The sequence below is a fragment of the Parvimonas pharyngis genome (genome assembly GCF_046569675.1).
GTDB lineage: Bacteria > Bacillota > Clostridia > Tissierellales > Peptoniphilaceae > Parvimonas.
Genome location: NZ_JBKICJ010000001.1, coordinates 201,668 through 224,968, shown reverse-complemented (window position 1 = coordinate 224,968; position 23,301 = coordinate 201,668). Strand labels below are relative to the sequence as shown.

Below are 23,301 nucleotides of genomic sequence, written 5' to 3'. Positions count from 1 at the left end.
TCACTAAACCTCCAAAACAGACTTTAACAGTTCCATTGCACTTTCTTCCTCGGGAAGATTCGTACCTAATTCCCCTCTGAAAGCTCTTGCCAGTATGGATTTTTTCATCAAATCAACTTTTTCTATCAAATCAATAAGTTGCTGAATATCTTGTTCTTTATCAAAGATAGTATCCAAAATGCGTACAATTTCTTTTTGTTCTTCAAGAGATGGAAAGCTTATTTTGTACTCTTCTAAAAATGATTTTGGAACTCTTTGCTGACCAACAGCTCCGGACATAACTGCTTTTGCTTCTTCTCTAAACTTTTTCCATCGAAGTAAATGATATATAAATCTATTATATGTGTTATTATTACATCTGACTATATGAAATTCAGTTGATCCAAATCCTATATTGTTTTCAAGTTCTTCGACAACAGCTATCTTACCATTTTCCATACAAGGAGTAATTTTAGCGAATAATATATCGCCTTCAGAAAAATTTGTGTACCCTTTTTTATATTTGCCAAGTTTTTTTACTAATGGTTCTGAAACTTCTCCAAGTATATCTGAAACAGATGCCATCGGAATAAAAGTTATATCCATATTATCATTTAATTCTTTTGTAGAGATTTTTTTGGGGTTAATATGACATCTTTCTCGTAATTCCACCTTATCCCAATCTTTGAACTTGATCCCATTTTCTTCTCGCCATTTTTTGGTTAGTTCTCCGGAAAATGCTTTATATAAAATTGCTGATTTACGATTTTCAAAACTATCCAATGACATTTGAATTTTTTCTTTCGCCTCATCCAATTTTGAAAAGAGACTTTCAATACGCTCTACTATCCTTTGCTGTTCTAAAATAGGTGCCATAGGAATAGGAATTTCTCTTAACCTTGATTGTGTTAATTTCAATCTTGTTGTTCCATTTACATATCCATTATAATTAAAAATATTTAGATAATGTTTTAGATATTCATTTCCTTTCATCCCATAAAAGGATTTTACTATATGAACATGATTATTTATCCATGCTTTTCCTTCTATAATGTAAGCTTTATCTTTTAGTAATTCAAAAAAAGGAGCACCATCTTCACCTACTAAAACTAAATGTTCATTTGTTAGATAATCATCAATCCAACCTACTTGACCAGTGGCTCCATAGTAAGGCACAACTCCTTCCCGACTTTCTCGTTCCTTTGCATTTACAGGTTTTCTATATTTATCTTTGCATTCAGCAAACCCTTCCAACAAGTATGTCCAAACCCAATTTTCTGGTATCTGATACGGTTGTTCTTCCTCGGGAACCAATGCATTTTGCAGCTTTTCTTCCAATGTTAAATTATTCTTTTTCTTTGCCATCAGTTTACGCTCCCAAGCGATTTCAGCTCTTTTACTACGCTTTTTATCAAATCAAGAGCCTCTTCTAATTGTCCAATCATCTCTTCTCCGCTTTCAATCGGATCTTGCAAATCTTCATAATCCAAAACATTTTCATCACGAATCAAACCAAAATCTAAGCTGTTGCTTTTGGCTTTGATTTCCTCTCGTGTAAAGACATTGAGTCTTTCATCCTCGATTTTAGTTCTATCTTCTGCTAGATATGCCTTTTCAAAATCAACAAAATGCTCTTTTTTAAGCGGTGTTGTCTTCCCAAAGGAAGGCATATTGGTTCTCATATCGTAGAACCATACTTCTTTTGTATTCTCTTTCTCCGTTGTTCCTCTGGTAAAGAACAGTACATTTGTTTTGACTCCTTGTGCATAAAAAATACCGGTCGGCAATCGAAGAATCATATTGAGATTACATTTGTCCATCAAGTCTTCACGAATTTTTGCTCCGTCTCCATCCGCAAACAATACATTATCCGGTAATACTACTGCTGCACGGGCTTTTCCATTTGTTTTCAAACTGCGGTAAATATGCTGTAAAAAATTCAACTGTTTGTTGGATGTCGGAAATGTAAAATCGTCTCGAGTGGCACGCTCTCCACCTTTTTTTGTTCCAAATGGTGGATTGGTCAATACAACATCATAATCACTCATCCTTTTCCCAATATTACTTAAAGTGTCAGCACACAAAATTTCACTATGAATTCCGTGAATCATTGCATTCATCAGCGCCAAACGATGTGTATCGGAAACGAGTTCACATCCTGTAAAGGCTTTTTCCTTCTGAAATTTATACTCTTCATCCGACAAGCTAAATTCATCATGATGTTCATTTACATAACGATTTGCTGCAATCATAAACCCAAATGTCCCACAAGCAGGGTCATTACAGCGCTCGCCAAGCTGTGGCTGAACTAATTGAGTCATGACATCAATCAATACACGAGGGGTGAAATACTGTCCTGCACCTGATTTTTTTTCATTAGCATTTTTCTCCAAAAGTCCTTCATATAAATCTCCGAACCCTTCTTCATCTATGCTGTACCAATCCAGATTATTCATTGTACGAATGATTTTTTCCAAATTTTTCGGTTCTTCAATATTTGTTCGGGCATTATGATAGATGGATTTTATATGTCCACGACAATGCTCCCCAAATAAATGGATAATTTGCTCATAATACCTTTTAAGTTCAATTCCAGAAAGGGATACCAATCTATCCCAAGAGTATTCAGCAACTTTCTTTTTATCTGCAAATTCCTGCTGTTCATTCTTTGTTATTGTGCCCTCTTCATTTTTCTTTTTCAGTTCTTCGTAACTGACGATGTTCTTCTCAATATTTTTCTCCTCTCCAGTTTCCTGCATCATTTTTAAGAAAAGAATATAGGTCAACTCCGTTACATATTGATGATAGGTTATACCGTCATCTCGAAGCACATTACATAAATTCCAAAGTTTTTGTATGATTTCCTGATTTCCCATTATGCCGCTTTCCCTCCATCCTCATAAAGATAATGATTCAACTCTATGATGTATTCTCTTAGTTTATTTTTAAATATTTTATCAATTTTATTAAACCCACCTTTGTCTTTAAAAACACCGCTATTAAAAATATCTTCTGTCAAAACCGTCTCTGTTATCAAGTTAGCTTCAATTCGATCTAGCCATCCCTCTTCCATTTTTGTAAAATTGTGTTTAGATTTTAGCTTTTTTACAGCATTTTTAATTCTTTCATCATGACTTATCATGGCGGAGCCGATAGCTTGTGCACGAATCAAACTAATAATATCCGCCGCAATCTCTTCATTTTTCACCTCTTTCCACGCACTATTGAGTTGCTTTTCTGTAAAGCCTTGTTGATCTAAAATCTTTCGGAGATTTTTTAGCCCTTGGCGAGTAAGACTTGCAGGTCTGGTGCATATCAATTTTAAAGCTTCAATTTTTTCTACATTTTCTGAAATGAAATTCCTAAATTCTTCTAAGTAGTCCTTTGGTTCTTGTCCATTTCCATATCCTCTGGTATGACTTAGAAGTTCATCCTCTTTGTTTGAAATAACCACCGCTCTTTCTATGGTTCTTTTACTTTGTGACAATAGTTCAAATACCGGAGCATTTTTTAAAATCATTGTTTTTGCTTGATTCGGAGTTAAATTTAATATTTCCTCAATGAATTGTTGTGGATTTTTTCCATCTGAAAGTACTCCAAAGTATTCCATTTGTTGCTTCGATAGATTTTTAATCTTTCTTCTCATTTTGGCAACAATAAGGTCAATTTGATTTTGTACTTGTTCCTCTGTTAGCAATTTCAACCCTTCCATCAAATCGACAAAATCCGTCTCTGGATTGACAACAATCGGCTTCATCGTGCTAACATCTTTAAGAGATTCATATACGCCAACCGGATCATATATTTCAAAATGTGTCTTTCCTATTTTCTCACAAAGTCTTGTTGCTCTACCCAGCATCTGTTCAAACAGGATTCTTGATTTTACACGGCGTACAAATACTAAGGTTGTGATTTCCGGTACATCTATTCCTGTTGTCAACAAGTCAACTGTAACAGCAATGCTTGGATATTTTTCATTTTTAAAACGCCTGATTGCTTCTCCTACTCTCTTTTTATCTCCTATGCTTCCTGTAATTTTCATAATAGCATCTTGGTCAACACCTTGTGACTCATAGATTTCTCTTAACAAGGAAACGATTAAATCAGCATGCTTATCATCCACGGCATAAATTAGTATTTTTCCTTCTCCTTCGGGATCAATGTAATTTGAAATTTCTTCTAAAACTACTCTGTTGAAATCTGCTGTAATTACTTTACGATTGAATTGATCAATATCAAATTTGAGTTCATCTTCCAATTCATCGCTATTGGTTACCTCTCCGGTAATAGGATCATAAATTGGCACAATTTCGCCCTTATTGTATTTAATACCTTCTACACTGAGTTTCGTCTTCAGATTATGAGGTGCATCATGGTCAACCAAATAGCCATCGATTACCGCTTCTCTGTATGAATAATTAAATACCGGTTTCCCAAAAATTTCAGTAGTATGCAATGCAGGCGTTGCCGTAAGCGCAACTTTTACAGCATCAAAATATTCAATGATGGTTCGATATTTGCTCACAAAATCATCTTGATTTCGATAGAGCAACTCATCTTCATCCATTTCTTTGTCTAATGTATAACCTCGGTGAGCCTCATCCACTATAATCAAATCATAATCAGAAACAGCGGGAATTAGTCCCTCTTCACTATACATAATGCGTTTTATCAAGCTCTGCACAGTAGCAACTTGTATTTTTGTTTCTCTTGATATTTCTTTTTCCTCTAATTTATTTATGTTATAGATCTCACCTAATGTCAGTAAATCTTCAAGCTTGACTTCATTAAATACATCCTGTGCCTGCATACCAAGCGCTGTCCTATCCACTAAAAACAATATTCTTTTGAAACGATTGGATTTTAAAAAACGGTATATCATCCCCAAAATTGTTCGTGTTTTACCAGTGCCTGTAGCCATTGAAAGCAGAACTGTTTTTGCTCCTTCTATAATACTTTTTTCTGCTGCTTCTATCGCTTGAATTTGATAACTACGCAGGTTCAAACCATTTTTGTCTGTCAATAAGTCATAGCGAGTATTCTTCAAATTATCATTTGCTGATTGGATATCCTTCTCCAACCACTCCACAATACCGCCTGGACTAATCCATCCCTGCAATGCTCTTGGTATATTGCTATTGTCTCTTAAATCTAAGAACCAAATTCCCGACTTTGTTTTAATCTGCTCCAAATATTTACGTCCATTGGTTGCAAATACGAAAGGTACTTTGTATCCATTCCAATCCGAAAATTGATAACTTTCTTTCTTTGAATTAACACCATACTCTGCCTCATCTTCTGCAACTCTATCTGCATTGTATTCCCTTATAACATTCTTTGCATATTCTTTCCCTTGCACATCAATTATAGAAGGTACATCCAGACTCGTTCTTTTTGCTTCAATTATCCCAACCATCTTTAATCCCACAAAAAGCACATAGTCAGCATGTCCTTTTTCTCCATATCCATTTTCTGTCGGCCACTCAGCTATTGCCAGATTTTTTCCTTTCTGTGGTCGAACTCCATTTGAATAACGTAGTGTCTCAGTATCAACTTCCCAACCAACTCTACGAAGCTGCTCATCAATCAAATATCTTGTTTCCTTTTCTGAGAGCTTCATGAAGTTAACTGCATTATTTGCTTTTTGAATACGATCATTTTGTGAAATATCTTGTGCTTGTATATCTTTGATTTTTGCACTCAATTCTTGTATAAGTGTCTCTTTTTCTTCAACCAAAGATGCATAGTTGGTTTTATCTTCCACAGGCATTGAAAAATCATTAATCGTTCCATTAATATCTCCATATACTTGCATAAACCACACTGCTAAATTGTAAGTCATTCGAAGAAGTGTCTTGCATTGTTCTCGATCATCTAAATTTGAGTGCACCGCCTTATTTCTATTCAGTCTTAAAGCATATAAAATATCGTCAATCTGATTTGGAAGCATGCTTTCTTTTCTTAAAAGCTTAATACGATTCGCATGGGTATTATCTGTTTGTGGCACAGGAATTTTGTCTAATTGCAACATTAGATTAACCACCATCTCTCCAAAAATTCCCAATTTTATTAAACAAGAATTTGAATCTGTATATAGATATTTTTCGGCAATACTTCCAATCTGATATAAAACTGGAAAATCATTTTGTAAAAAATCAAAATTAGATTGCATTATTCTTCTCCTATTCCTCATTTACTATTAATCGTAAATCGAAGTCCATTTCTTCTATCTTAGTAGTTTCAAATCTATTTTCCAACATTTTTAGTGGTTGATCTATATATAATAAATTTATGTTTTATCTGTGATTTAGAATCCATTATGAAAATCTGTAGTTATTTAAGTATTCAGCTTCGGATATTGAGTGTTAAATTTTGTTAACTCTTCTGTTGATAAACTACTTTAAAGTCTGACTTAATAGCAACATCCACACCTTGATTTTTCTTACTGGCTGTATTTAAACGGTTAACATACACATAGATATCTAATTTTGTTATCAAATATTTCTCTTTTAGAAAACAAAAAGTTTCTCAACTACTCAAAGATATTCTAATTTTTGTATTTAGTTCGTCTGCTACATCATTTTAAGCACAGCTAAAATAAGGCAATACCTTATTCAACAAAAATATATCATATATCTCCTTCTACTATAAGTATTTACTCTAATTGAAGTAATATTCTTTTACCTCAAGTTTTTTATTTCTTTAGTTCTTTATTTGCAAACATATCTGAAAAATTAACACCCAATTTTTCTCAATCACTAATTAAAACACACCTAAAAACCCTGATTTAGACCGTTTATGTGATTTCTCGTTCTACTCCCACTCGATTGTTGCTGGCGGTTTGCTTGTTATGTCATAGACAATTCTGTTTATATTCTCTACTTCATTTACTATTCTTACGGAAACTCTGTCCAAAACTTCGTAAGGTATTCTAGCCCAATCAGCAGTCATAAAATCTGTTGTTGTAACTCCTCTTAACGCTAGAGTGTAGTCATATGTTCTAAAGTCTCCCATTACTCCAACTGTTTTGTTATTTGTTATAACTGCAAAATATTGGCTTATATTTTTATCCTCTCCAGCTTTTGCAATTTCTTCTCTAAATATTGCATCAGCATCTCTTAAGATTTCCAATTTTTCTTCTGTTACTTCTCCCATTACTCTTATTCCTAAGCCAGGTCCTGGGAATGGTTGTCTGAAAACTAAGTATTCAGGCATTTTAAGTTCTAACCCTAATCTTCTTACCTCATCTTTAAATAAATCTCTTAGAGGCTCTATTAAATCTTTAAAATCTACAACATCAGGAAGTCCTCCTACATTGTGATGTGATTTTATAACTTTTGCATCTCCAAGTCCTGATTCAATAACATCTGGATATATTGTTCCTTGTGCTAAATAATCTACTTGACCAATTTTTTTAGCCTCATCTTCGAAGACTCTAATAAATTCTTCTCCAATTATTTTTCTTTTTTGTTCAGGATCTGTTACTCCTTTTAGCTTTTCTAAAAATCTATCTTTTGCATTTACTCTTACAAAATTTAATTCATCATTTTTAAAAGCTTCTTCTACTTCATCACCTTCATTTTTTCTCATAAGACCAGTATCAACAAATACGCAAGTTAATTGATTTCCAATTGATTTAGATAGTAATGATGCACAAACAGAGGAATCAACACCACCAGAAAGAGCTAAAAGTACTTTTTTATCTCCAACAGTTTCTTTAATTTTTTTAATTTGTTCAGTCATAAAATTATGCATTGTCCAATCACCACTTGCATTACAAATATCATAAAGGAATGACTTTATTAATTCCTTACCTTCTTCTGAATGATTAACTTCAGGATGATATTGAACAGCATAAATTTTCTTTTCTTCATTTTCTATTCCGGCATAAGGACATGTATCTGTATGTTGAATACAATCAAAGTCTTCTGGTAGTTTTACAACTTGATCTTGGTGACTCATCCAAACAGTTGTTTCAGATTTCATGTTTGCTACAAGTTTTGAATTTTTATCTTTTATACATATAGTTTTACCAAATTCTTTTTTTTCTGCTTTTTCAACTACTCCACCAAATGTTTTAGAAATTAATTGCATACCATAGCATAAACCTAAAATAGGAATATCTAACTCAAAAATTTCTTTTTCAATTTTTGGCGCATTTTCATCGTAAACACTATTTGGCCCACCAGTAAAAATTATTCCAATTGGTTTTTTTATTTTTACTTCAATAAGTGCTCTATTATAAGGAATTACTTCACAATATACATTAAGATCTCTAACTCTTCTAGCAATTAATTGATTATATTGTCCTCCAAAATCAACAACAAGTATTAGTTCATTTTTCATATGATACTCTCCTTAATATTATTTAATATTAATATTATATAATATTAGGAGCAAAAGGTAAATATAAAAATTTAATTTAAATAAAAAAAGGAAGCTTATGCTTCCTTTTAATAAAAACTATTTAACTTCTGTTGGTACAGTAATTTTACCATCAGCTATACTTTTCTTTAACTCTTCAATTTTTTGCTTTAATTCATTAGGAATTTTAATCTTTAATTGATCTTCTTTTCCATAAGCAATATCAACACCATTAGTTTTTAGTGAAAATTCAATTGTTTCTCCACCTCTGAATTTTCCTTCATATAAATCTTTACCAACACTCTTAATAGCTTCGTTAACTTTTTTAATTGTAGAAGCTACTACATTTTCAGGTGCTAAGTATGATTGGTCTCTATCTACCCCAAAAACAAATTTATTATTTTCCTTTGCAGATTCAATAACTCCATTTCCTGTTCCTCCTGAAGCATGGAAAATCATATCAACTCCTGATGAGTACATACTATTTGCTATTGCTTTACCTTTAGTCGCGTCTCCAAAACTTTCAGCATATTGAGCAACTACCTCAACAGTTTTATTATTATCTTTAGCTGCTAATTCAACACCTGCTCTAAATCCTGCTTCAAATTTTTTAATTAATGGAGATGTAATGCCTCCAATAAATCCTACTTTATTTGAAGTAGTTAATGTTCCTGCTAAATATCCAACTAAGAATGAATTTTCATTGTCTGCAAAAATTGTTCCAATTAAGTTTTTTGGAGTATTTTCAAAAGCAGAGTCAATTATTACATATTTTTGATCTGGATTAGCTTTTGCAGCAGCTTCAATGTCTTTTGCTAATGCAAATCCTATACCAGCAATTAAGTCATACTTAGTATCTAACAATGTTTCTAAGTTTGTTTTGTAATCTGAAGCTTGCTTGCTTTCAACATAACTTGCTTTTTCGATTATACCTTCTTTTTCCAAATCTTTTAATCCTTCAAACGCAGATTGGTTAAATGATTGGTCATTTACACCACCAGTATCAGTAACCATTGCGTACTTGATTGGTTTTTTAGTACTTTCTTTTTTTTCTTCTGTTTTTGTTTCTTTTGTTTCCTTAGGTGAAGAAGAACAACCTGTTAAAATCATCGCGCCTACTAAAAGAGCAGCGAAAGTCTTTTTAAGTTTCATATAAAACCCTCCTAAATTATTTAGTCTAGTACATTATATATCATAATAACTAAAATTACAATACTTTTTAGACTAATCTCCAACTAAATTATCATTATTTTCTGAATTATTGTCATTTTGTTTGTCTGACTGAACATTCTCTCCTGATTCTGTTTTATTATCCAAATATTGACCTATAATATCTCTGACTATAGGTCCACAATATGCACCAGCTCCACCTTGAAAAATTACTGTAGCTATAGCAATTTCAGGGTTATTATATGGCGCAAAAGAAACAGTCCATGCATAATTATCGTATGCCTGCCCTGTAACTGGATTTGTTCCACTTTTTTGAGCAGTACCTGTTTTTGTCCCTATTTCTACTGGTAAATTTTTAAATATTTTATTATTTTCAGATGTTTTAGAAGCCATATTCATACCTTCTAAAATATACTTTAAATTTTGCGGATTAAAAGTTGTTTTCTCAGTTTCAGGATTATTTTGAAAAGAAACAGTTTTATTATCATAACTTACAATTTTTTCGATAACCGAAGTTTTAATTTTTTGGCCACCATTTGTAATCATAGCCATTAGTCTAGCCATTTGTATTGGTGTATACGCATTTTGTCCTTGACCAATTACTGTATTTAATGAGTCTGCATTTGACCAAGAAGCTTGATTTAAGTAGTCAAATTTAATCATATCAGCTAAAGTAGATTTAGAATTTCCTATAATTTCAGTAGCTTTTAATTGCATATCCTCTAATCTTTTTATAACTTCTGTTCTTGATAAAACAGTTTCTTCTTCAGTCCAATTAACAATAGTATCTATTATTTTAGTAAAATCATAATCTTCTTTTGATTTACCATCTTGAATATATTTGTCTATTTCTTTTTCCAATCTTAACTTTAGCATAACTTTAGTTAAAGACTTTTTAGTAGTTGAATCGGGAACAACACCTTTACTTTCTTTTGGAATATTAATTTCAATACCAGTTCTTTCTCCAAGTCCTAATTCTTTAACTGTCTTAGAGAGATCTTCAATTGTTAACTTTATTCCTGTTTTCTGATTCGATTTTGGATTTTCTCCTAATGCTAATGCATAAAAATAGTAGTTACAACTATCTCTAAGTGCTGTTCTTAAATTTTCATATCCATGCGTCTTTTTATACTGATTCCAAATCCAACATCCAAATTTTGTGTCTCCAACATCCATTACTCCTTGACAGTTTATAATCTCATTAGGATCTAGACCCTTTTCTAGTGCAGATAAAGCTGTAGCAAGTTTAAACGTAGATCCTGGTTGTGAAATACTTTGCGTTGCAATATTATATAAAGGTCTTGGAGCTAAAAAATCTCTTGGATCTTCAGGAAATAAACTAATCCAATCACTATTTGAAATTCCTGTTACAAAAAGATTTGGATCATAAGATGGATAACTAGCAAGAGCTAATACTTTTCCCGTTTTAACATCTATAACTACTACTGCTCCACTTGTTGCATTTGGATGACTTTCATGTGGTGTATAACTACCCCATTTACTTTTATACTCGCTTGCGTTTCTTATAGACTCTAATGTTCTCTTTAAAGATTCTTCTGCTATCTTCTGTAGATTTACATCTATTGATAAGTATACATTTTTACCAGGTATAGCTTCTGTTTCAGAAATAGTTTCAGTTCTATTTCCTCTGTTGTCTACCATTACTTTTTTGAATCCATCTTGTCCTTTAAGTGAAACTTCTTGACTTTCCTCTACTCCTGTTTTACCAATAAAACTATCAGAAGAATATCCTTTTTCTTTACTATATTTTTCTATCTCATCTTGTTGTGATATTTTTCCAATATATCCCAAAATATGTGCTGCTAATTCACCATTAGGATAATATCGAATAGGCTCCATTGAAACGGTAAATCCATTATTATTTTCAAATTTTTCCTTAATATTTGAAATACACGGCTCAGAAATACCATAAGTTAATGTAATAGGAATATAAGCTTTATCCCCTTGCAATTCAACTTTTCTATTGATTACAAGAAAACTATAAGTTAGATAATCATCTAAATTTTCAATACTATATGTTTTCTTTAAAGTTTCAAATAGACTTTCTGCAGTATAATCATCTTTAATCTTATATCTATTTTTAATCTCAGTCCTATTAATATTATAAACATAATCAAATGACTTATTTGTAATAGAAATTCTGAGAATAATATTATTTTCAGTATTAACTTCTTGAGCAATTAATTTTATATCATCAGATAATACAAAGTCATATAGTAAATCATTTTCTTCTGCAATTGAAATTAAATATGTTAAAGGTTCAACTTCCTTTTTATCATTATTATCCTTATAATTGAATTGTAATGTTTCTTTATCTTTTTCATCTTTAACTATAGTATATTCTACATTAGATTCTATATTTTTATCTTCTAAAAGTTTTAATAAAATTTGAGCTGGAATAATCTTTTTTCCATTTTTATCAACTTTAACAAAACTCAATAATTTATCTATGCTAAATTTCCTAACCATATTATAAAAATCATCTTTTGCACTAGTATCTAAGGTTACTTTTGAATTCTGTTTATTTAACTCAGATTTGATTAATAAAAGATTATACTTATTTAAGTCAATCAATGATTTTAATTCTATATTTGATAGTAAATTTCTACTTTTCAATTCATCAAATACTAATTTTCTAGCTAATGGTTGGTCTAATATCTTTCTTATAATTGATTTATCATCTTTAACCAAACTAGCAACATGTGAATAAATACCTTTTGATAAATCCTTATCTTTAGCATATTCATCGTAGTTTGTTCCTTTTGAAAAAGAAATTTCACCAGTATCAACATCAAAAAAATCTGTTGGAACATAGATACCTTTAAGTTGTAAATCTCTTATTACTTTTTTTATTATATAGAATGAAAATTTAGATGATGAATTTTTTTCTATTTTTAGTCTCAAAATATCTTCTACAAGATTATTTTCCAAAATAATATCTAAAACTTTCTCTTTTGGTGATTTTAACTCTGTAAAATAATCTGTATCCGAAGTATATACGAAATAGTTGATACCTAAAAAATAATCATCAGTATCCCAACTCGCACCATCTTTATTCAATATTGTTATTAATTCTTCAATTTTACTAATTTTTTCATCTTTACTTAATCTGCTATATTCATCTTTTAAGATTTGTACTGCTGGACTAGTTTTTACTCCAGCTAATAATTTTCCGTTTCTATCATAAATATTGCCCCTAGGAGCTGTTATTTTTACATCTTTAAGCCTATTGTTATCAGCTTTATTTCTATAATCATCACCATTTATAATAGTTAAATGAAATAACTTTAAAACAAGTAAAGACATCAATACAAAAAAAATAGAATAAACAATTCTATACCTTAATTGTCTATCATTAATTTCTTTTAATTTATTCTTATCAAAAATTTTCATATTATTACCTACTATCTAAAATCTGAATTTTTTCTTCTTAAATACTTTTCGTATAATATAATTACAGATTAAATATAACAATACATTAAAAATTAACTCTAAAAATATAGGGCCTTTAATATAATTTATAAGTACAGTTGAAGAATAATTTTCAAAAAACATATAAATTATAGTGTTCATTATCCAATAAAACAACGTTGCTACAACTGTAATTATTGAACCTGAACGAATATCACCTTTATTGAGAGAATCTTCATTATATCCAACTATAAAACCAATCATATAATATATTAATGCTCTTATACCAATTAATTTCGAAAATAAAACATCTTCAAAAAAACCTAGAATAATTCCAGAATAACCTGAAATATAAGACCCATAATTCATTGCAATTGCAACAACAAGAGCTAGACTGAGATTTGCTTTAGAGTTAAAAATACTAAAGTTTGGTAAAATAGCAGTTTGTATCATAATACTTGCAAAAAACATTAATACTACTTTTAATCTATTCATTGCCATCTCCATTTCCTTTAATTACAAAGACTCTAAATAATGTTGTAAAATCTACCGGAGACTTTACACTTATTTTTTTCTCTAAATTATTTTCGGAAGATTTAACTTCAGTTACTTCACCTATATAAAGGTCAGAGGGAAAAATACCTCCTCTTCCTGATGTAACTAATTTATCTCCTACAATTATATCTGCATCTGATTTATACATAAATCCAGATAAAAGATTATTTTCTTGCCCATTTATCACACCGAAGGATTGAGTTCTAACAACATTAAAAGATACATTACTTGAAGAGTCAACCAAACTAGATACTTTACTCCAATTATAGCCAACTTCAATAACTTTTCCAACAACTGCTTTAATATAAGTATTTTCATCTTCCCCTACAGTACCTTGAACAATAATGTCTCCAACTTTTACTCCATCTTTACTACCTTTATTGATATTAAATCTAATCAATAAACTATTGGAATCTAATGCTATAACATTTGCGCTTAAAAGACTATCTTTATTTTTTAAGTAAAGATTGTATTCATTTTTTAAAAAATCTTCTTTAGCAATAATATTTTCCATATTAACATTCTTTTCTTTAAGCTCTGCATTTTCAATTTTTAGCTTTTCATTCTCTTCTCTTATAGATTTAGAACCAAAAATTTTTGTAAATACTTCTTTCGAACTGGCGATTGAAGAATAAACAATTCTAGTAATTGAACTTGTTACAGTTCCTATTGCATTTTCACCTATATTCATAATAGAAGAATTGCTACTAAAAAAAATTATAGAACTTAAAATTATTATAGTTGTAAAAAAAGAAATCTTCTTTTTACGTGATTTAATATTTCTAAATCTATTCATTATTTTTTCTCCTATTATTTTTTGCTTTAATATTATTAGCTAGTATTCTTGCTCCTGAACATGTACAAGTTAATGGGTTTTCTGTTACATTTATCGCTACTCTTAATTCATTCTGTAAATATTCTACACAACCATTTATTTTAGAACAACCACCTGTTAAGTATATTCCATTTCTTAAAACATTTCCTGTCATTGAAGGTGGTGTTTTCTCTAGTATAACTTTAATAGCATCTGCAACAGCATTAAATAAAGGAAACAAAGATGAAGTTATATCTTTACCATATATAACAGCATTCCTCGGCATTCCAGTATTTATATCTCTTCCAAATATAGAAAGATTATTTGTTATATTACTAGTTATGAATGACGCTAGATTAATTTTTATAAATTCTGCAGTTTCTTTGTCTATCATTAGTTCATACTTATTTTTTACTATATTAATAATATCAAAATCAATTGAATCTCCACCAATATCAACAAATTTTGATGCTACAACTCCACCTAAACTTACTAAAGAAACGTCTACTGTACCTCCACCAACATTAGCTACAACACTACCTGATGGTTCTAATGCAGGAAGACCCATTCCAATAGCAGAAGCAACTGCACTAGGAATGAATTCTACGCTTCTAGCTCCAGAATATATAACACAATCTTCAATTGCTCTTCTGTCTACTTCTGAAATACCACTTGATATAGCAATGTATACTTTAGGATGAAAAACAGAAAAACTTGACTTTGCTTTTTTAAGTAAATTTGTTAACATTACTTGAGCAATCTCAAAATTTATAATTTTCCCACCTTTAATTGGTGCTAATGTTATTATATTATCTGGAGTTTTACCTTCCATACTCTTCGCTTTTTCACCAACTGCAACAATTTCATAATTATTTAAATCCACAGCTACAACAGAAGGCTCAATAATTTTACCATCTTTTCTTTTAGAGTATATAAGTGTATTGGATGTTCCTAAATCTAAAGTTAAATCTTCCCCTAAAATCCACGAAAAACTCATTTTTCTACCTCTCTTATATCATTAATCCTTTTTCTTTTAAACTTATATATTTATTATATCCTATTATAATATGATCTAATAATTTTATTCCGACTAAATCCCCAACATCTTCTAATCTTTTTGTTATTTCTACATCTTGTGTACTAGGTGTTGGATCACCACTTGGGTGATTATGTAAACATATTATACTATTTGCTCCTTTGCTTAAAGCATACTTAAATACTTCTCTAGGATGTACAATTGATGAATTTAAATCTCCTCGAGATATCTCATCCCAAGAAAAAATCTTATTTTTTGTATCTAGTACAAGAACATAAAAATGTTCTTTCATTTCATCTTTTAAAATATTCATAAAAATATCAGCAACGCTTTTTGGAGATCCAATGGAAAAATTATCAACACACTCTTTTAAATTTATTCTTTTAAAAAACTCCAATGCTGAAATTATAGTACAAGCTTTAGATAATCCTATACCATCTATTTTCATTAAATCATTAATCGTTATTTCACTTATTCTATGAAATTTTTTCATGAAAATCCATAATTTTTTTGAAAGATTCAGAACATCTTCTTTTTTTGAACCACTCCCCAATAATATTGCCAAAAGTTCATATTCAGTCAAAGTTTCAGGGCCAAATTTATAAAGTTTTTCTCTCGGCTTTTCAGTTTCTTCTAAATCTCTTATAGATATTGTAAAAGAATCTATATCATCATATTTTATATTTTTTACACTACTAACTTCATCAATAATTTTCTCATTATAAGAATGACTTTCTTCTCTAATATCATTATTTATTTTCTTTTGTTTTTCTTCATTTAAAAATTTGTCTAAATCTTTCAAAAACTCATCATAATTATAGTTTAACATAATTACCTCTTAAAATCTTATACATATAATTAGAAATAATTCCAACTAAAATACCTGTACATATTCCGATTATACCTAGTAATGGAATAAAATTTATTAAAGTTATAGAATTTAAAAGTACCATAGAAACTAAAATTTGAATGATAATATAAGTAATAGATCCTAAGACACTAATTCCTATTAAACTTAAGTATTTATTAAAAAACTTGTTTACTAAATACATAACAACCATACTTGAAAATCCTGCAGAAAAATTATAAATAAAACTTATAGGATTCCCTAGAATTAGTACTAGTAAAACTGCTTTTAAAAATGAAATAAAAAATGTTTCTTTAAAACCAAATAATAGTATAGAATTTATTATAATTATATTTGATAATCCTAATCTAACGTTTGGAATTGGTATAGGAATATAGTTTTCTAGTAAAGATACAATTAAAGCAACTGATACAAATAGTGAAATTAAATTTGTTTTTTTTGTATTCATTAATTTACCACATCCAAATCATTATTTTGTCTTGATTTTATTTGTATCACTAATCTATTTGGCATACAAACAATAGCTTGACCAACTTTGTCTATTTTCCCAAATTTTACATCCAGTTTATCAGGACAATTTGCCTCAATTACTCTAATACCATCTTCACTAACCTCTAAAATATTAATACCAAATTCAGTTCTTATTGGATACACTTTCTTTTCTTTGCTGAATGTAATTTGTTTAATTTCTTCACCATTTACTTGTATACTTATATATTTGTCTGTAGTTGTTATAAAACTCTTATTTATTAAAACTAATGAAAAAGAAAAAATAACAACCAAACAAAAGATAACAATAATATCTCCTTTTTTCATATACACTTCCCTATTTATTAACAAAACATTAAAGTAATTAATACATATATAAATTAATTATTTTTAAAATGTATAATTTCATCTTAACCTTTATTTTATCAAATATCTATCTATTTTTCAATGTTTTTAATAATTTTTTAAATTATAAGTATATTTCTAATAAAAAAGTAGTATATAATAATACTACTTTTTTTATTAATTAACCGAATTTATATAATGACCTTTAAATGCACTACTATTTTTTATTATTTTTTGATATTTTAAGAAATTAATACACTCTTTCAAAATACTATAAACCATATCTGAATTTTCATAGGTAAAATCTAGTCTTACTCTATCAACTCCTAATTCAAATATTTCTTTTATATTTTCTCTTAAATCAAGAGCAATATGATTTCTAATTTCTGTTCTACAAAACATATCTTGAAATAATCTAAATTCTCTATTCTCCATATCTTTTAACATATAATCGCTTCTTGCACATTCAGCACAACGTCTATCTTTGTGACAATCCTTTGTTAAAACTCCCATTACACAGTATTCTGTAAGCATTGATCTTGTATGTCCATAAATAATCATATCAACATTTGAATTTCTTTCTTTTGATTTATCCAATAGATTTTTTATTTCAAATTTATTTATTTCCTGTGAAATTGTTATATCTTCAGCATCAAAATATTTTTCAAAAAAATTCAACGAATATGAATTATAGATATTAAAATATGTATCTATATTGAATTTTTTTGTGTCAAATTTTGATTTAAAAAAGTTTTTTGAACCCCAGGTTGATATTTGAACTTTTTTAAAAATATCGCTATTTATTTTGGATAAATATTTTTCTAACACAAAATACTCTTCATTTCTTATAACACCCAAAGCACTGTAAATTATATTTATCCCAAGAGTTTTAAATTTATTATAATATTTTTCAAGTAAAGTAAAATCTTCGGTATAAATTTCATTTACAAACTCTGATATATTTGGATTTTCTAAAATTGTATCTAATTGAGAATTTTTATGTACTTTTAATGTAATTTTTCCATTAAAGACTTTTTCTCCACTTAGATAACTATAATCCTCATAAGGACAAATAATTCTTTTTGCTGAAAAATCCAATCTATACTCTTCATATTTTTCTATTGCTTTTCTTCTAAGATTATTTAATACCGAAACTGGTATAAATGCATTTTTATCAACAAAAATATTATTAAAAACAAAATTATAAGGTGTTCCACCGGTTTTAGATAATTTTTCAATAATCTTATCTATTTCAGCTTCCTTGTTATTTGCTTTTTCTATTATTTCATCAGAAAAAATTTCAATATCTTCCAAATTAAATTTTATTTTATAACCTACTTTTATAAAAATTTCACATTTTAAATTTATCTTTTTATTTTCAATCCCTTCTTTAAATGATTTATTAGCATTATCAACCAATTGTTTATCTGATGTTTTGTAAACCGGTGTTTTAGGTTTTATATTCTTGATAAAATCTATTTCAACAATGTCTCCTGCTACTCCGCAGTCGAAAATTTCTCCGTCTTTAATGATTCTGCCAATATTTCCTCCACCTAAATTAATCCCGTCTCCTTTTGAAAGTTTGCCGGATAATTTAATTTTCAATTTGTTCTTTTTGGGATTGAAACTTAATACTTCACCTACTTTAACTCCAACATTATTTGGCTTATCGAAATTGATAATATCAGATCCACTTTTGCTCATTAGATATCCTGATGTAAATTTTCTATTAAAAATTGCTTCTAAATCTTCTCTTAATGTCTTTTTATCAGTTGTAATTTTATTATTTATATAATTATCTATAGCTTTTCTATATCTTGATGTAACAACTGCTACATATTCAGGTCTTTTCATTCTTCCTTCAATTTTTAAGGATTTTACACCTGTATCCAATATTTTTTCAATATTTTCTATACTACATAAATCTTTTGGACTTAGCAAATAATTTCCATTTACATTAATAATTTTTCCAGTTGTTTTATTTATTAATTTGTAACTTTGCCTACAAGGTTGAGCACAACGACCTCTATTTCCTGAACGGTCTCCAAGCATTGAACTCATAAGACATTGACCTGAATAACTTACACAAATAGCTCCATGTATAAATACCTCAATATCTATATCTACATTATCACAAATTTCCTTAATTTCTTCTATACCAAGCTCCCTTGCAATAACAACTCTATCAAATCCAACTTGTTTTAATTCTAAAACATCATTTAAAGAATGTGCAGATATTTGAGTTGATGCATGAAGTTCCATATTTGGATATCTTTTTCTTAAAACTTCTGCAATTCCAATATCTGACAAAATAATAGCATCCACACCAATTTTATATAAAAAATCCGTATAAGAAATCAAATCTTCAATTTCAGTTTCTTTAATAGATGTATTAACCGTAACAAATATATTTACATCCCTAAGTTTTGCATATTTTACAGCTTCTATAAGCTCATCATTATCAAAGTTTGTTGCAGCGGCTCTTGCTCCAAAACTGCTACCTCCTAAGTAAATAGCATCTGCTCCATTTTGAATTCCAGCTTTTAAGGATTCCATAGACCCTGCCGGAGATAAAAGTTCATACATAAAATTCCTCTCAATAAAAATTATATCTAATTCCTCTCAATAAAAATTATATCTTTATAAAATGTGTAAAGACATGTTTATTATACCACATTTTTTGCAATATAAAAGGAGAAATTAAAATTTCTCCTTTTAAAAAATTCAATCATTTTTAAATTTTATAAGAAAAGTATTAATAAAAATCAATATAAAATGAATTATTATTATAATTATAAACAATAATATTGATTTAGAACCTAATAATTCAACTTTCCCAAATACTACCGGATACAATATTGCTAATAATTGAAATATTACATAGCATAAATTTATAATTAAAAATTTATAATTTATCTTATACAAAATTGAGAATGTCATATATAATATAAATACTATAATGAATGTTCCTCCATTTAATTCATCAATTATAGGCAAAACCTTTAAAAATAAATATTTATCAATACTGTATATATACTCATGATTTAAATCGATATAATCCAACATAAACATAAGTAAAGTAAATATAACAAAATTTACAATCCATAGATAATTTATAGAATATTTTTTTGCAATAATCATAATTTTAATCCCTCACTGCAGATAAATAACAATAATACCTATACAACAAAAAGAAATTTTTTCTTAACAATTTCCTCCATGATTATAATATGAAATATAAAAATTTATATCTCACATTTATTATAATACTTTAAATAGAAAAAGTAAATAGTTTTATAATTTTATTTCAAAATTGGAAAGTGAATTGCCATATCTTAATTCTTTTCTTAAATCTTGAATGACATTATCCATTTTCTCAAGATCTAAAAGTAATTTCTTCTCCTCATTAGTAGTTTCGTGTATTGCAACTATAGCTCCATTATTTATTACAATTCTTTTATCAGCGATTAAAGCTAATATTGGATCATGAGTTGCCATTAAAACTATTTTATTTTCACTTACTAACAATTCTAACGCTTTTTTTCTATCAATTCCTGCATTTTCAATTTCATCAATTAAAACAATCGGTGATGAACTTAAAATTGCTGTATCAGCAATCATTAATGCTCTTGACTGTCCACCGCTCAATGAAGTTATAGGCGTATTTAAGTCAAATTTTTCTCCAGCAAGTTTATTTGCTTCAGCAATAATTTTATTAATTATTTCTTCCTCATTTTCAACCATTCTACTTTTTGCGTGAAGTTCTATAAACTCATATGCTGTTAAGTCCATAACAAAATTCATATTTTGAGAAAGTTGAGAAACTAATTTATTATTTGCACTTAGTCTCCATTTTTTATCAGCATCTTTTCCATTTATTAAAATTTTTCTATTAGTTGGAGTATCTCTATCTGCTACCCATTCAATATCTCCTAATAGTCTAGACTTTCCACTTCCTGTTGGACCAACTATTGAAATTATTTCTGATTTATTTACTATAAATTCATCGTAATTTTCCTTATTACCAAATTTATCTGTTCCAGCAAGTAAAGTAATTGAGTTTACTTCATTATCTTCTAGTCCTAAAAAACTTTTCATCTGATTTATATAGATATTAAGTGATTCACAAAGTAAATTTTCATCAATAGCTAGTTCTTCTTTATCATCTTCTGAAAAAGAATGTAAATATTCTGCAAATGACAAATGCTTACTATTTGAAATATCAAAATTATTTTCTTTAAAAAAAACTTCAACAAAAGGATATTTTTCTATTAATTCTTTAATTTTTAAATTATGCATTTCTATCCTCCAATTTCATTTTTTTAATATTTCCCATTTGATATTTTGCACCTATTTTCTTTTCTCCTAAACAGTAAGAACATAAGGCGGTTGGCATTGCAAATTTTAATTCCATTCCATTTACTGTACTAATTGAATTATCTTCATCAAATAATAATGTACTTAATTCATAAGTTCCTTGACCAGTAAGTCCGTTAATATTCATAACAATTGCACTTGGATTTACAGAAGCTACTCTTGAAGAAAAAACTTCTCTTTCAGCTTGTGATACTATATCACCTTTCGTTATAACTACATAATCTGCACTTTTTAGCATTGGACCAATTTTTTTAGGTGTATTAATTCCTGAAAGATTATCAATAACACAAACAGCTTTAATATTTTTTATATAAGGAGAACATCTATTACAAAGTCCAGCAGATTCAGTAATTAAAATATCTAAATCATTACTAATTCCCCATTGTACAACTTCTTCTATATTAGATACAAAAAAATGATCTGGACATAAAGCACCTGAAAGCCCTTTTCTAACTAATATGTTGTTTTTTTCGTAGATTAAATCATCATCTGTATACAAACAGTCAAATTTTACTACACCTGCTTTAATTCCTCTATTTTTTAGATTTTCGATTGTTTTTACTATAACACTAGTCTTTCCTGATGAAGGAGGACCAGATACTACTACTAAATTCATATTAACCTCTATTTTAAAATTTCTTCATTAAATAATTTTTCAGATTCTTTCATAATTTTAACTATATCATTGTTATGAATATAATCCCATCCACAGAATAAAAATCCACAATTTTCTTCTAATAAATTATCTACACCTTTAACAGTAGTTGGAAATTTACCATTAGATGAAAGTAATTTACCAACACTACTATTATTAAAGAATTCTACTACAGTTTTGGCTTTTTCATTATCTTTTTTTGCCATTAAAAATACCGGACTTACTATAGCTCCGTCTTTAGGCCAAACAACTTTTAACGCTGAGCTTCTAGCAACCATTTGTGTAAAGAAATACGGTGTTATACTAACTATAGGATTATTTTTTGAATCTCCTTTTTTCTTTACCATCTCAGCAGGGTGTAAACTCTTTTTATATACTCTTGCTAATGCTTTAATTCCTTCTATTCCCCATTTTGAGAAAATAGTTACAACTAATGCATTAAACATATCTAAATCTGATAATGGTATAGCTACACTATCATCATAATTTCCACTAAATAGTAATTCTTCCCATGAAGTTGGTATTTCTTTGCCGTTAAGATTATTTTCATTTACTAAAAATACACATGGAACTACAGCTATAATATCATATATATTCTTTGGATCTCTTAAACAAATTTTTTCATTATCAAAATCTTTATTAAATTCTCTTGGTTCAACATAAAAATTCTCATTTTTAAAGAAATCTGAAAATTTTTCTTTATCAAAAAATAGTTCAAAACCAGCTGAAATCATAACATCTGCAACTTTATCAATATCTTTAGAATTTATATCTGATTCAATCCAATCAATTCCTAAATTTGCTGATTTTAATTCATAACCAATGTCTAACCCATTATTTTTTTGCTCTTCAATAAATTTATCAAATGCCTCTAGAATAGGAATTTTTAATGGACATGGTAGCACTCCTTTAACAATTACATCTCCTTTTAGTTCTTTCTCTTCAACTAACGATTTATCAACGGCACTATGTTCATCATTTAAAAACATATTTAGCTTTTCTTCAAAAGCTGCTTTATTTATTCCTCTAACTTTTAAAGCCATATTTAAAGAAACCATCTTTCCCATTGTTTGTAGCATTTTTTCGTTCTTTAATTGGTCAAAACCATTATTAATAAAAAACTGTAAAAGTTTTTCATTTCCATTTAAAATATTATATAATTTATCATCAAAATTTATTTTACTCATATTTACCTCCTTATAATATATCTATATTAC

The 23,301-nt window shown here is 28.7% G+C and carries 17 protein-coding genes; all 17 read right to left on the bottom strand.

Annotation, left to right across the window (positions count from 1 at the left end; genetic code table 11):
* Positions 1 to 3: 3 nt before the first annotated feature.
* The gene (locus tag ACLGL0_RS01065; RefSeq protein ID WP_411013304.1) at positions 4 to 1,344 is read right to left on the bottom strand and encodes a restriction endonuclease subunit S; all 1,341 of its coding nucleotides are present in this window, start codon (positions 1,342 to 1,344) and stop codon (positions 4 to 6) included.
* On the bottom strand, positions 1,344 to 2,855 hold the full coding sequence (locus ACLGL0_RS01060) for a class I SAM-dependent DNA methyltransferase (protein ID WP_411013303.1): 1,512 nt from the start codon (positions 2,853 to 2,855) through the stop codon (positions 1,344 to 1,346). The genes ACLGL0_RS01065 and ACLGL0_RS01060 overlap by 1 nt, the downstream gene beginning before the upstream one ends.
* Positions 2,855 to 6,151, bottom strand: a complete 3,297-nt coding sequence (hsdR, locus tag ACLGL0_RS01055; protein ID WP_411013302.1) for a type I restriction-modification system endonuclease — start codon at positions 6,149 to 6,151, stop codon at positions 2,855 to 2,857. The genes ACLGL0_RS01060 and hsdR overlap by 1 nt, the downstream gene beginning before the upstream one ends.
* Before the next feature lie 641 nt (positions 6,152 to 6,792).
* On the bottom strand, positions 6,793 to 8,325 hold the full coding sequence (guaA, locus tag ACLGL0_RS01050; protein ID WP_411013301.1) for a glutamine-hydrolyzing GMP synthase: 1,533 nt from the start codon (positions 8,323 to 8,325) through the stop codon (positions 6,793 to 6,795).
* A gap of 117 nt (positions 8,326 to 8,442) precedes the next feature.
* Positions 8,443 to 9,495 (bottom strand): BMP family ABC transporter substrate-binding protein, encoded by a 1,053-nt coding sequence (locus ACLGL0_RS01045; protein ID WP_233055554.1) that lies wholly within the window; start codon positions 9,493 to 9,495, stop codon positions 8,443 to 8,445.
* Between the two features lie 72 nt (positions 9,496 to 9,567).
* Positions 9,568 to 12,927, bottom strand: coding sequence for a penicillin-binding transpeptidase domain-containing protein (locus ACLGL0_RS01040; protein WP_411013300.1), 3,360 nt, complete (start codon positions 12,925 to 12,927; stop codon positions 9,568 to 9,570).
* Between the two features lie 15 nt (positions 12,928 to 12,942).
* Positions 12,943 to 13,440, bottom strand: a complete 498-nt coding sequence (gene mreD / locus ACLGL0_RS01035) for a rod shape-determining protein MreD (RefSeq protein ID WP_411013299.1) — start codon at positions 13,438 to 13,440, stop codon at positions 12,943 to 12,945.
* Positions 13,433 to 14,296 carry a rod shape-determining protein MreC gene (gene mreC, locus ACLGL0_RS01030; protein ID WP_411013298.1) on the bottom strand — a complete coding sequence of 288 codons (864 nt, stop codon included), beginning with the start codon at positions 14,294 to 14,296 and terminating at the stop codon, positions 13,433 to 13,435. The genes mreD and mreC overlap by 8 nt, the downstream gene beginning before the upstream one ends.
* On the bottom strand, positions 14,289 to 15,311 hold the full coding sequence (locus tag ACLGL0_RS01025) for a rod shape-determining protein (protein WP_411013297.1): 1,023 nt from the start codon (positions 15,309 to 15,311) through the stop codon (positions 14,289 to 14,291). Before ACLGL0_RS01025 ends, mreC begins: the two co-directional genes overlap by 8 nt.
* Positions 15,312 to 15,324: 13 nt before the next feature.
* On the bottom strand, positions 15,325 to 16,179 hold the full coding sequence (radC, locus tag ACLGL0_RS01020) for a RadC family protein (RefSeq protein WP_411013296.1): 855 nt from the start codon (positions 16,177 to 16,179) through the stop codon (positions 15,325 to 15,327).
* Positions 16,166 to 16,666 carry a Gx transporter family protein gene (locus tag ACLGL0_RS01015; RefSeq protein ID WP_411013295.1) on the bottom strand — a complete coding sequence of 167 codons (501 nt, stop codon included), beginning with the start codon at positions 16,664 to 16,666 and terminating at the stop codon, positions 16,166 to 16,168. The genes radC and ACLGL0_RS01015 overlap by 14 nt, the downstream gene beginning before the upstream one ends.
* A complete protein-coding gene (locus ACLGL0_RS01010; protein WP_314557566.1) occupies positions 16,666 to 17,034 on the bottom strand; it encodes a NusG domain II-containing protein in 369 nt (122 codons plus the stop codon). Before ACLGL0_RS01010 ends, ACLGL0_RS01015 begins: the two co-directional genes overlap by 1 nt.
* 195 nt (positions 17,035 to 17,229) lie before the next feature.
* Positions 17,230 to 19,638: a U32 family peptidase gene (locus tag ACLGL0_RS01005; protein ID WP_411013294.1), complete on the bottom strand. Its 2,409-nt coding sequence runs from the start codon at positions 19,636 to 19,638 to the stop codon at positions 17,230 to 17,232.
* A gap of 138 nt (positions 19,639 to 19,776) precedes the next feature.
* On the bottom strand, positions 19,777 to 20,193 hold the full coding sequence (locus ACLGL0_RS01000) for a hypothetical protein (protein ID WP_411013293.1): 417 nt from the start codon (positions 20,191 to 20,193) through the stop codon (positions 19,777 to 19,779).
* Between the two features lie 153 nt (positions 20,194 to 20,346).
* A complete protein-coding gene (locus ACLGL0_RS00995) occupies positions 20,347 to 21,351 on the bottom strand; it encodes an ATP-binding cassette domain-containing protein (RefSeq protein ID WP_314557564.1) in 1,005 nt (334 codons plus the stop codon).
* Positions 21,344 to 22,045: a GTP-binding protein gene (locus tag ACLGL0_RS00990; RefSeq protein WP_233055544.1), complete on the bottom strand. Its 702-nt coding sequence runs from the start codon at positions 22,043 to 22,045 to the stop codon at positions 21,344 to 21,346. Before ACLGL0_RS00990 ends, ACLGL0_RS00995 begins: the two co-directional genes overlap by 8 nt.
* 8 nt (positions 22,046 to 22,053) lie before the next feature.
* A complete protein-coding gene (locus tag ACLGL0_RS00985; protein WP_411013292.1) occupies positions 22,054 to 23,271 on the bottom strand; it encodes an ABC transporter substrate-binding protein in 1,218 nt (405 codons plus the stop codon).
* Positions 23,272 to 23,301: the final 30 nt, after the last annotated feature.